This window comes from Longimicrobiaceae bacterium (assembly GCA_035696245.1).
GTDB lineage: Bacteria > Gemmatimonadota > Gemmatimonadetes > Longimicrobiales > Longimicrobiaceae > DASRQW01.
Genome location: DASRQW010000337.1, coordinates 1 through 11,079 on the forward strand (window position 1 = coordinate 1; position 11,079 = coordinate 11,079).

At 73.6% G+C, this 11,079-nt stretch carries 11 protein-coding genes; 7 read left to right on the plus strand and 4 right to left on the minus strand.

The features are described 5' to 3' along the window. Window positions 1–600: hypothetical protein (locus VFE05_15620; protein HET6231501.1), on the plus strand; the 600-nt coding region annotated here is incomplete at its 5' end. A gap of 139 nt (window positions 601–739) precedes the next feature. Next, the gene (locus VFE05_15625; GenBank protein HET6231502.1) at window positions 740–1,054 is read left to right on the plus strand and encodes a DUF971 domain-containing protein; all 315 of its coding nucleotides are present in this window, start codon (window positions 740–742) and stop codon (window positions 1,052–1,054) included. 189 nt (window positions 1,055–1,243) lie between these two features. On the opposite strand, the gene VFE05_15630 is transcribed toward VFE05_15625, so the two are convergent. From VFE05_15630 to VFE05_15645, 4 genes are all read right to left on the minus strand, one after another. Then, window positions 1,244–1,624 (minus strand): response regulator, encoded by a 381-nt coding sequence (locus VFE05_15630; protein HET6231503.1) that lies wholly within the window; start codon window positions 1,622–1,624, stop codon window positions 1,244–1,246. Between the two features lie 192 nt (window positions 1,625–1,816). Further along, on the minus strand, window positions 1,817–2,386 hold the full coding sequence (locus VFE05_15635) for a DUF488 domain-containing protein (protein HET6231504.1): 570 nt from the start codon (window positions 2,384–2,386) through the stop codon (window positions 1,817–1,819). A 149-nt stretch (window positions 2,387–2,535) separates the two neighbouring features. Beyond that, window positions 2,536–3,150 carry a YceI family protein gene (locus VFE05_15640; protein HET6231505.1) on the minus strand — a complete coding sequence of 205 codons (615 nt, stop codon included), beginning with the start codon at window positions 3,148–3,150 and terminating at the stop codon, window positions 2,536–2,538. 449 nt (window positions 3,151–3,599) lie between these two features. Further along, entirely contained in the window at window positions 3,600–4,328 is a 729-nt protein-coding gene (locus VFE05_15645; protein HET6231506.1) for a hypothetical protein, read from the minus strand. Between the two features lie 527 nt (window positions 4,329–4,855). Between VFE05_15645 and VFE05_15650 the strand changes: the two genes are divergently transcribed. The 5 genes from VFE05_15650 (at window position 4,856) to VFE05_15670 (ending at window position 10,976) form a co-directional block, all read left to right on the plus strand. Next, window positions 4,856–5,272 carry a hypothetical protein gene (locus tag VFE05_15650; protein ID HET6231507.1) on the plus strand — a complete coding sequence of 139 codons (417 nt, stop codon included), beginning with the start codon at window positions 4,856–4,858 and terminating at the stop codon, window positions 5,270–5,272. Between the two features lie 605 nt (window positions 5,273–5,877). Continuing rightward, a complete protein-coding gene (locus tag VFE05_15655; GenBank protein HET6231508.1) occupies window positions 5,878–8,202 on the plus strand; it encodes a chemotaxis protein CheW in 2,325 nt (774 codons plus the stop codon). Further along, on the plus strand, window positions 8,192–8,575 hold the full coding sequence (locus tag VFE05_15660; protein HET6231509.1) for a response regulator: 384 nt from the start codon (window positions 8,192–8,194) through the stop codon (window positions 8,573–8,575). The genes VFE05_15655 and VFE05_15660 overlap by 11 nt, the downstream gene beginning before the upstream one ends. Beyond that, window positions 8,572–8,997 carry a chemotaxis protein CheW gene (locus tag VFE05_15665; protein HET6231510.1) on the plus strand — a complete coding sequence of 142 codons (426 nt, stop codon included), beginning with the start codon at window positions 8,572–8,574 and terminating at the stop codon, window positions 8,995–8,997. The genes VFE05_15660 and VFE05_15665 overlap by 4 nt, the downstream gene beginning before the upstream one ends. Beyond that, window positions 8,994–10,976 (plus strand): methyl-accepting chemotaxis protein, encoded by a 1,983-nt coding sequence (locus VFE05_15670; protein ID HET6231511.1) that lies wholly within the window; start codon window positions 8,994–8,996, stop codon window positions 10,974–10,976. The genes VFE05_15665 and VFE05_15670 overlap by 4 nt, the downstream gene beginning before the upstream one ends. Window positions 10,977–11,079 lie beyond the last annotated feature (103 nt).

Below are 11,079 nucleotides of genomic sequence, written 5' to 3' on the forward strand. Positions count from 1 at the left end.
GACGCCAGCGGGCAGCACGTCTCGAACTCGTTGAGCTACACGCAGTTCTGGGCCAACAACTCGTATAACGTGCCCAGCGGCACCACCAGCGTGAGCGACGCCAGCATGCTGGCCATGCTCGCCTACGGCTTCAACAACGGCAAGCTGACCTACGACGCGAACACGATGTACATGATCTTCACCAGCGGCAGCGTGAACCTGGGCGGCGGCTTCGGCACCCAGTACTGCGCGTACCACTCGGACGGCTACGTGACCATCGGCGGCGTCTCCAAGCACGTACGGTACGTGGCCCAGCCGTACGCATACGCCAAGGCGAGCGCCTGCACGCCCGGCTACGCGTCTGCGAACGGCAACCCGGCTGGGGACGCCGAGGTGTTTCAAGTGGCCCAGGAGATCAACGGGTCCGTCGAGAACCCGGACGGAACAGGGTGGTGGGATCCGACCACGGGGGAAGAGCCGGCGGCGCGGTGCGCGTGGACCTTCGGCACGGTCTACACGAGCGGCAGCGGGAAGGCCAACGTGCCGGTGGGTACCAAGAACTTCCTCCTCCCGCAGAACTGGGTCAACGTAGGCAGCGGCTACTGCGCCTTGAGGTACTGACCCGCGGCGCGGAGGGGGGAGGGGCCGCCGTCCATGCCCGCCCGCGGGTCGACAGGACGGCGGCTCGCGATTACACTCCCGCCTCGGGCCCGCGCATCCATACAGGCGGGCCGCCTGCACCCGTGCGCGGAGGACAGCAGTGGCGCGAGACGCCAGCACCACCCCGGCCCAGATCGGGCCCAACGAAGACGCGTCGCAGCTGCGAATCCGCTGGAGCGACGGCGCCGTGTCGGACTACCCGCCGCGCTACCTGCGCCTGTGCTGCCCGTGTGCCGGCTGCGTGGAGGAGATGACCGGCCGGCCGCTGCTGGACCCGGCCGCGGTGCCGATGGACGTGCATCCGCTCGCCATCCACCACGTAGGCCAGTACGCCCTCCGCTTCGACTGGAGCGACGACCATCGCACCGGCATCTACCCTTTCGACTACCTCCGCGACATCTCGCCCAGTAGCTGACTTCGTTCGATGGAGATGGACGGATGAAGAAAGACCCTCCGCCGGGATCCGGTGGAGGGTCGCTGTTGCTGCGGAACCGGGAAGGTGCCGCGTTCCGGATCGATCCGTCTTCGCGCCCGAGAAGGCTGGAGCGCACGCAGGTGCTCCCCTACCACGGCACGGAGTGGTGGTGCACGGAGGATTCGCGCGTCAGCTCCCGGTGGCGGGGCCGATGTACTTGCGCACCTCCTGGAGCAGCGAGGGCGGCATGCACGGCTTGGCGAGGAAGCCGTCGAAGCCCTCGCGGCGCAGGTTGTCGCCGTCGATGGAGAGCGCCATGGCGGTGAGCACGATGATGGGGATGCCGGCCGTGGCGGGGTCGGCCTTGAGCACCTTCATCGCCTCCTTGCCGTCCATCACCGGCATCGCCAGGTCCATGACCACCAGGTCCGGCGCGTGCTCGCGGGCCAGGTCCACGGCCTCGGCGCCGTTGCGCGCGGCGAGGGTGCGGTAGCCGTCGTGCTCCAGCACGGTGAGCAGCGCCATCCGGTTGTCTTCGTGGTCCTCGGCCAGCAGGATCGTGCGTTGCATGGATGGGCGGATGGGAGATGTGCCCGCCCGCGCGCCGCTGGAGGGCGGTGCGTCGGGGCGCCGTGCTGGTGCGATGCCCCCGCGTGCCGCAAGAAGGACGCCCCCGCGCCGTCCACGGCGTATCATCTCTCCCGCCCTCGTCTACCGCCGGATCTCCGGCACCCGATGCGCCGGCGCGACGATGGCGGCGCGTCAGCCGGAGAAGAGGTCGCTCTGGCCGTCGCGGGGCGCGGGGTACACCACGCGTGCGCCCGGAAGCACGACCGCATGCGGCGACCGCTCGTGCGGCGTGGCGCCCCCCGGGCCGATGATGTTCAGCACGCGGATGCCGCGCGCCACCAGGGCGTCCGCGATGAGCTGGCGATGGCAGCGCCACGGCACCGCCTCGGCACACATCACCGTGGGGCGCATCGTCTGCGAAGCGTCCACGAGGCGCTGGAGGGCCGCCTGGAACGCGGGCGTGGCGGTGTGGTCCGCATAGGCCCGGAAGGCGGCGCTGCGCCACGCGCCGTTGGGCGACGGCGACAGGTCCGCCGTCTTCGCGGGGGCGCGGCGGCCGCCCATCTCCGGCTCGTGCACGTACGCGATGCCCGCCTCGCGCAACGCCGCCGCAAGCGCCTCGCTGCCGAACTGCGGAAAGCGCCGTGAGCCGGGGAACCGCCGCACGTCCACCAGCAGCTCCACGCCGTTCTCCCGCAGCAGCTCCAGGAACTCCTCGATCGACCGGGTCGAGTGTCCGACCGTATTGATGGGCCTCTCCATGCCCCCGCCGGATGCACGTCCCCTGCCGCCGAAGCTTGGAATCTCCCGGCCCGAGACTCTGCCCACCGGAGGACGAGCTTCCCTCCCGGACGCGAAGAGCCCCGCCCTCCGATGGGAAGGCGGGGCTCGCTCATCTACCGAGCTGTCGGTCAGACCTTCTCGACCGCCTCGACGTTGAGGGTGATCTGCACCTCGTCGCTGAGGACGGTGCCGCCGCCCTCGGCCGCGCGGTTCCAGGCCACGCCGTAGTCCATGCGGTCGATGGTGGTGCTCGCCTCGAACCCGATGCGGCGCTTGCCCGGCGCGCCCCCCACCGCCAGCAGCTCGCCGTCCAGCACCACCGGCGTGGTCACGCCGCGGATGGTGAGGTTCCCGTACACCTTGAGCGCCTTGCCGCTCACCTCCACGCGCGTGCTGCGGAACGTGAGCGTGGGGTACGTGGCGGCGTCGAAGAAGTCTGCCGAGCGCAGGTGCGTGTCGCGGCGCTCGTTGTTGGTGTCGATGCTGGCGGCCTGGATGGTCACGTTCACCGAGCCGCCGGCCAGCCGCGCCGGGTCGGCCACGATGGTGCCCGAGAAGGTGTTGAACCGCCCCGTCACGCGGCTCACCAGGTGCCGGATGCGGAACGACACCTCGGTGTGCGCGGGGTCGATCTCCCAGGTGACGGGCGCCGGGGGCGCGGCGGTGACGGCCGGCGCGGGCGCGGGCCCGCCGCCCAGCAGAAGGGCGGGCGCGAGCAGCAGCGAAGCGAGGGTGCCGACCATCGTGGGGCCTCCGGAAAAGGTGGTGGGTCGGGAGATGGGCATTGCGCGGCCCGCCGTTCGGCCGCTTGTCCGTAAGATAACACTATTCGTTGTCACAAGGATCCCTCCGGCCAGTCTATCGGACCTCGGAGCGGAGCACGGCGGTCCGGCCGACTACCGTCCAGTCCGGCAGGGGAGCACCTGCGTGTGCTCCATCGCTACCGCAGCGATGGTGCGCGAGACGGCGCGTCGATGCGTCCGCGGCGCGGTCCGACACGCAGGTCGGTCCCTACCGGACCGGAGCGTTGGGGTGGTCATCGACTGGCGTGCGGGGCGGGGGATGGGCAGCGCGGCATCTGCCGTATCTCCCATCTACCGGCTTTGTCGTCGTGGATGTGCATCGACGAAAGACCCTCCCCGGATGCTCGGAGGAGGGTCGGGCGAGCGTGATCGAGACAGTTGGGAGGCCGCTACCGTCCGAGGCGCAGCGCGAAGGATGCTTCGCCGGGGACGGGGTAGCCGTCTTCGCTGGCGGGAACGAAGGGAAGCCCGCGGACGAGGGTGAGGAGCCGCGCCTCTACCGGGCCGCGCAGGTTGGGGTTCATCAGCATGGCGTCGGTGACGGCGCCGGTGGCGTCCAGGTGCACGCGCACGACCACGCGATCTTCCGTGTCGTCCAGCGCCACCATGCCCGGCGCGGCCATGAGCTGGGCGGAGAGCGCATCCACCGCCGCGCCGCGCGGGCCGCCGGAGCAGACCTCGCGGCGCGCCACGGTCATCGCGGGCGCGGCGCCCAGGTCCATCCGCAGGCGCACGCCCCACTCCTGCGGCGCCGGAGCGGCGGTCTTCCGGAAGGCGAACACCAGCTTCTGCAGCGAGTCCGCCAGCGCGGCGCCGGTGCTCTGCGCGATCACGGCGCGGCGCACGTTGGTTCCGGTGCGGTCGTAGCGCATGGAGAAGAGCACCGAGCCGCGCGTGGCCGCTCCCAGCCGCGCTGCCGCCGCCGCCAGCCCCGCGGAGTCCACCAGCTGCGACACCGCGGGCAGCGCGCTCGGCCGGGCGGCCACGCGGCAGGTGCGCTCGGCCGCGTAGGTGCCGCCGCGGCCGGGACCGTCCGCGAGCGAGGAGGCGCCGGGCGTGAGCGGGGCGCACGCGGACGCGGCGATGAGCGCGGGCACGGCGAAGCGGATGGCACGCATGGGCAGCCTGCGGTGCGGAGTCTGAATCACTGCCCGCGGCGGATTGGATTGGAGGCGGGCTTTCGGCGGGTATCGCCAACGCATCCAAGATGCCACGCTCTCGTAACGAATCCAAACGAAATTGTAACGGAGCCCTGCTTCGGGTGTGCCGGACAAGCTGAAGCCGCGCTGGGTGGCGCGGTGGCTGCTCGCGCGGTGGACGATGGCGCGAGGCGACTGCGACGGCTGGCGCGGAAAGATCCGGAGGCTTCGGAAGATTTCCGCAGCGGGAAGACCAGCGCGAGTCGATCCGGGTGGCGCGCATCGGCCCGTCGTGAGGCGAGTTTGGGCGATGCGCCTCGATCCGTCGTCGGAGTACGTTCGGGCGATGCGCATCGCCGTCTGCGGTAGCACGGTGGGGGCGGAGCTGCGGCCGGCGGTTGCCGAAGCGCGGCGGGCGGCGTAGCGTTCTCGCCGGTTTTGCATCCCGCCGGGGCGCCGCCGGCGTGCCCCGGATCCCACCCCTGCGCGAAGCGAGCGAGACGCCGATGGAGGTTTTCACCGAGGAGTGGAGCCGCGCCTGCTGCCGTGCGCTGAATGGGCACGCGGGCTTCAAGGCCGCGGCGGGCGACTGGGAGGACAGCGTGGCGCTGGTGATGCGCGCCGACCCCTCGCACGGCGTGACGCAGGACCGCGCGTTCCACCTGGACCTGTTCCACGGCGTGTGCCGCGGCGTGCGCCCGGCCTCTCCCGGCGACCTGGAAAGCGCCGCCTACGTGATGGAAGCGGACGTGGCGGCGTGGAGGGAGATCCTGCAAGGCCGCAGCGACCCCGTCGCCTCGCTGATGATGGGCCGCCTGCGCCTGTCGCGCGGCAGCCTGTTCGCCCTGGCGCGCTACGCCGGCGCCGCGAAGGAGCTGGTCGCCGCCGTCGGCCACGTCGAGGCCACCTTCCCGGGCGAGTAGAGGCGACCCGGCGGACGGGCAAAGGCGGGCACGGCGAGCACGTCCGTCCACGATCGAGCAAACCGCCCGCGGGCGGCAGCACCGGTGCTGCCGCCCCGCGGGCATTCCAGGTTGCCTGCGGCTTCGCGAACTCCTCCGCTGGCGCCTCCGGTTCCGGCCCGGGCCGCCCAGTCCAGGTGTCTTGCACGAAATCCGGGAGAATTGGTGCGGCCGGTATCGCCCTGGCGGCTAAAGCCGCGGGCTACGACGGCGCGAAGCCCACCTCCGTGGGCTGCTACCGATGGTCCGAACCGCTTCGGCGAGACTCCACGGAGGCAAGCCGATCTACCCGGATCCCGTATTTACGGACGTGCGGAAGCGCGCCGGCGCCGCTGGCCCCGGCACGTGGCCCGCTTCTTCCAAGGCTGCTTACGTTGGCCCGAATGCCGCACCGCCGCTCGTTCCGCGGCGGCGCCTCGCGGCGGGGCCGTCTCCTCCCCCCTGGTGAACACGATCGAACTCACTGCTTTCCGCCCGCGTCCCGGCTTCGGCCGCGGGGGCGCACGGGTGCCCGCTCCGGCGCGGCGCGGGCTGGCGCGCGTCCGCAGGTTTGACGGGAGGGTGCGGTGAGCGACTCGTTCGACTTCGCGGAGCTGTTCACCGACTTCCGCGACGAGGGGCGCGACCAGCTCGCGCTGCTGGACGCGGCGCTGGGGGCGCTGGAGCGCCGCGACGCCGCGGGCGCCGGAGCCGGTCGCGCCGAGCTTCTGCGCGGGCTGCACACGCTGAAGGGGAACGCGGGGATGCTGGGCCTGCGCCCGCTCCAGGACCTGGTGCACGGCATGGAGACGCTGCTCAAGCACCCCCCCGAGGCGCTGTTCGGCATCGCGGGGGCCATGCAGGAAGCAGCGTCGGCGATACGGCGCGCGGTGGAGCACGCGGGCGCGCCGGGACAGGACGAGTCGCTGGCCGTGCTCGCCGCGCTGCGCCTGCCGCAGCCAGGGGACGCGCCGGACACGCGCTCGGCCGCGGCGGGGGAGCGGGCGGGCGACGTCGTCTCGCCCGCGGACCCGTCCTCGCCGCCGCAGGAGGAGCTGCCGAAGACCGCCGCGGCCCCACTCGCCGACGCGTCCGCACAGCCCGAGAAGCCAGCTTCACCCGCGGCGGCCCTCCGGGCTTCACCGGCGGCGAGGAAGCCTGCCGCGGCCGCAGCATCGTTCCAGCCGGGGGCCATCGCATCTCCGGAATCCCCCCGCGTCTCCACATCTCCCGCATCGCCGGACATCTCCGCCTCTCCGGAAGCGATGGGCGGATCCCCATCCGCCGGCGTCCCGTCCGCATCTGTGGCGACGGCGGACAGCGGCTCTGCATCGCCCGGAACGGCAGGCGGCACCGCATCCCCCGAAAATCAGCGCGGTTCCGACGAGGCGGCGGGGATCTCGCTGGCTTCCGGGAAGCCGCGAGGCCTGGAGAGCGCGGCTCCACGGGCCGCATCTTCGGAGAAGGCGGTGGGCGCGAGGCCGGGCGCTGCGGCGAAATCCGCACCGGGCGGGGAGTCGCCGGAGGAAGCGGGGGGAGTGCCCGGAGCCGCTTCGCGCGACCGGCCCGCGGCGGTCGCGTCTTCCGTCTCGGGCGGAAGCGTGGCGGCAGGCAGGACGGCGGCCGAGGGAGCGCACGCGGAGGCGGACGCATCTCCGGAAGGCGTGGCGGAGCGGCGCGCGGCCGAGGGCGCGGCGGGGCTCCCGCAGGCGAGCGACATGCGCGAGGAGGTGCTGCGCGTGCCCTTCGCCCGGCTGGACGCCATGCTGCACCAGGTGGGCGAGCTGGCCACGGCCGCCGCGGGCCTGGAGGCCTGGGTGGCCGCCAACCGCGCCGAGCTGGAGGCGGTGGGCCTGCGCCGCGCCGCCACCGAGCGCGTGGAGGCGCTGGCCGCGACGGTGGAGGCCACGGGCCGCTCGGCCCGGCAGCTCCGCACGGTGCCCGTGGCGCGCGTGTTCGGCCGCTTCCCGCCGCTGGCGGGCGACCTGGCGCGGGCGCAGGGCAAGCAGGTGCGCGTGGTGCTGGAGGGCGAGCAGACGGAGCTGGACAAGAGCACCGCCGACGCCATCCTGGACCCGCTGCTCCACCTGGTGCGCAACGCGGTGGACCACGGCGTGGAGACGCCGGCCGAGCGCGAGGCCGCGGGCAAGCCGCCCGCCGCCACGCTCTGGCTGCGCGCGGTGTCGGAAGGCGAGATGGTGCGCATAGAGGTGGAGGACGACGGGCGCGGGCTGGACGGCGAGGCGATGCTGCGGCGCGCGCGCGAGCTGGGCTGGGTGGGCCCGGCCGAGGTGCCGCCCCCGGCGGAGCTGGCGGACTTCGTGTTCCGCCCCGGCTTCTCCACCCGCGCGGACGTGACGGAGCTGTCCGGCCGCGGCATCGGGCTGGACGTGGTGCGCAGCACGGTCGCGCGCCTGCGGGGCACGGTGGAGGTGGAGCAGGGCGACGAGGGCGGCGCGCGCTTCGTGCTGCGGCTGCCGCTCACGGTGGCGCTGGTGCCGGTGCTGTTCATGGAGAGCGCGGGCCAGGTGCTGGCCATCGCCGCCAGCGACGTGGAGGAGGCGACGCGCGTGGGCTCGGTTGCGACCGTGGGCGCCGCCGAGGTCGTGGACGTGCGCGGCGAGGCGCTGGCCGTGATCCGCCCGTCGCGGCTCTTCGGGTGGGAGGCCGCGGCCGAGCCGCGGCTGGCGGTGGTGGTGCGGCGCGGGGCGCGCGCGGCGGCGATCCTGGCGGACCGGCTGCTGGAGCAGCGCCCGGCCACCATCCGCCCCCTGCCCGCCGCGCTGGGAAGCCCCCGCGGCGTGTCCGGCGCGACGCTGGACGCAGACGGCCGAGTGGTGCTCCTGCTGGACGCGGGCGAGATGATGCAGCTGAACGTGGACCTGTACCGGGAGGGCGCGCGTGCCCAGTGAGCGGAAGAAGTTGCTGGTGGTGGAGGACAGCCCCATGATGTGCCGAATGTACCGCATCGTCCTGGCGCCGGCGTACGACCTGGTGTTCGCGGCCGACGGCTCCGAGGGGCTGGACGCGGCGGCGCGCGAGGACGGGCTGGACCTGCTGGTGGTGGACGTGAACATGCCGCGCATGGACGGGCTGGAGTTCATCCGCCGGCTGCGGGGCGAGCTGGGGATGACCGAGGTGCCGGTGCTCGTCTGCTCGACCGAGGCGGCGGAGGGCGACCGCGCGCTGGCCGAGTCTGCCGGCGCGAACGGCTTCCTCCCCAAGCCCTGGCGCCCGGAGCAGCTCAAGGCCGCGGTGCACGAGCAGCTGGGAGAGGCGCCGTGAGCGCGGTGTCGGTGCTCCTGGGCGGCGCGGTGTACGGCATCCCGGTGGAGCGCGTGGAGCGCATCCTCCGCCCTCCCGCCGTGTCGCGTGTCCCGTTCGCGCCCCGCGACGTGCTGGGGATCGCGCAGGTGGGCGGGGTGATGATGGCGGTGCTGGACCTGGGCACGCGCCTGCGCGGCGCCCCGGCCGGCGAGCCCGGCCGCCTCCTGGTGGTGAGCCGCGGGCGCGGGACGGAGCCGGTGGGGCTGCGGGTGGACGCGGTGGGCGGGCTGGTGGACACGGAGGGCCACGTGGCCGCGCCGCCGGACGAGGCGGAGGCGGCGCTGCCGCCGGGGTGGCTTACGGGAACGGTGGAGACGGCCGACGGGCGGCGGGTGGCGCTGCTCGACGTTGAACGCGTGCTCGAGGGAGGCCAGGCGTGAGCGGAAGGGCGAGCTGGTTCCGGGACGCGCGGGTGCAGACGAAGGTGCTGCTGGGCTTCGTGCCCGTCCTGCTGCTGATGGGCGTGATCGGGGTGACGCTGTGGTGGCAGGCCGAGCGGGTGCGCGGCTTCAACGAGCAGGCGCAGCACACCGCGCGCGTGCAGCGGGCGGCGGTGGAGTACGACCTGGCCCTGGCCGACCGCACGCTCGCCTTCCGCGACTACCTGCTCTCGGGCCAGGAGTCCGCGCTGTCCGCCTACCGCGAGGCCGACGGGCGCGCGGCCCGGCAGCTGGCGCTGGCCGACTCGCTGGTGCAGGACACGGTGCAGCTCAAGCGGCTGCGGCACGCCGACGAGCTGGCGAAGCAGTGGGTCGACTCGGTGTACCAGCCCGGCGTGGCGCTGCGGCAGGCGCCGCAGGCCCAGGCCGGCGACATGCGCGAGGTCGTCCGCTTCTTCCAGACGGGGGTGGGCCGCCGGGGCGCGGACGCGGCCCTCGGCGCGCTAGACGAGTTCGACCGGCGCGAGGCGGATCTGGCCGACCAGAGCCGGGCCGACGTGCAGCGCGCCTCGTCCACCGGCCGCGACCTGGCGCTGGGGCTCACGCTGCTGGCCGCCGTGGTCTCGGCGCTGACGGCGGTGTGGATGGCGCGGCAGATCTCCGCCCCGCTGACCCGCGCGGTGGCCTTCGCGAAGGCGGTGGCCGACGGCGACCTCACGCAGCGGCTGGAGGCGGGCAGCCGCGACGAGCTGGGCCAGCTCACCGAGACGCTGAACGGGATGGCCGACGACCTGCGCGCCTCGGTGCTGGGGGTGAACTCGGCCACCGGCCAGGTGGCCGCGGCGGCGCAGCAGATCAGCGCCACCTCGTCGCGCCTGGCCGACACGGTGGACGACCAGGTGGCGGCGGCGGAGCAGACCTCCACCAGCATGGAGGAGATCGCGGCGCAGATCAACCGCGTGGCCGCCAGCACCGAGTCGCTTGCCGCCTCGGTCGACGAGACGTCCAGCTCCATCGCCCAGATGGGCCAGTCGATCGAGCGGACGGCCGATGGGGCCGAGACGCTGGGCGCCGCCGTGGAGCAGACGGCGTCGACCATCGAGGAGATGGGCGCCTCCATGCAGCAGGTGGGGCGGCACGTGGAGGAGACGCGCCGCATCGCCGGCGAGGCCGAGTCCAACGCCCGCGAGGGCGGCGAGGTGGTGCGGCTCACGGTCGAGGAGATGCGCCGCATCTACGCCGAGGTGGAGAGCCTGAGCGAGACCATCCGCCGGCTGGGCTCGCGCGGCGAGGCGGTGGGCCGCATCTCCGAGACCATCGAGGACATCGCCGACCAGACGAACCTGCTGGCGCTGAATGCGGCCATCGAGGCGGCGCGCGCGGGCGAGCACGGCCGCGGCTTCGCGGTGGTGGCGCAGGAGATCCGGCGCCTGGCGGAGAGGTCGGTCGACTCCACGCGCGAGATCGGGGCGACGATTCGCGCGGTGAGGGATGAGGTGGCGCTGGCGGCGCAGACGGGCGACCAGGTGGCCGAGAAGACGAAGAAGGGCATCGACGCGGCCGAGGGCGCCACCGAGGCGCTGGACCGCATCGTGGGCTCCAGCACGCGCACCAGCGGGCTCATGCAGGAGGTCTCGCTGGCCACCGAGCAGCAGATCCTGGCCGCGCGCCAGGCGCACGAGGCCACGCTGCACATCCAGCGCATCGCCGACGAGGTGCGCATCGCCACGCGCGAGCAGCACGTGGCCAGCCGCCAGATCGTGCAGGCCACCATCAACATGAACCAGCAGACGCAGGAGGTCTTCGCGGCCACCGGCGAGCAGAAGCGGGGCGGCGAGATGATCCTGCGGGCCACCGAAAGCATCGCCACCGGCGCGCGCTCGGCGCAGACGTCGGTGCGCGAGGCGGAGCGGGCCGCGCGCGACGTGGCCTCGCAGGCGGGCAGCCTGGCCGAGCTGGTCGCACGCTTCCGTGTTTGACGCCGAGGCGGTGGGCCGGCTGCTGCGCGACGGCCGCGCCGCCGAGGCTTCCGCCGCGCTGCTTGCCGCGGTGAGCGAGGAGAGCGAGTGGGAGCGGGCCCGC

Excerpts from the sequence above, each read along its gene's own strand:
- VFE05_15650 (HET6231507.1), top strand. The coding sequence starts at position 4,856 with ATGGAGGTTTTCACCGAGGAGTGGAGCCGCGCCTGCTGCCGTGCGCTG.
- VFE05_15640 (HET6231505.1), bottom strand. The coding sequence starts at position 3,150 with ATGGTCGGCACCCTCGCTTCGCTGCTGCTCGCGCCCGCCCTTCTGCTG.
- VFE05_15635 (HET6231504.1), bottom strand. The coding sequence starts at position 2,386 with ATGGAGAGGCCCATCAATACGGTCGGACACTCGACCCGGTCGATCGAG.
- VFE05_15645 (HET6231506.1), bottom strand. The coding sequence starts at position 4,328 with ATGCGTGCCATCCGCTTCGCCGTGCCCGCGCTCATCGCCGCGTCCGCG.
- VFE05_15630 (HET6231503.1), bottom strand. The coding sequence starts at position 1,624 with ATGCAACGCACGATCCTGCTGGCCGAGGACCACGAAGACAACCGGATG.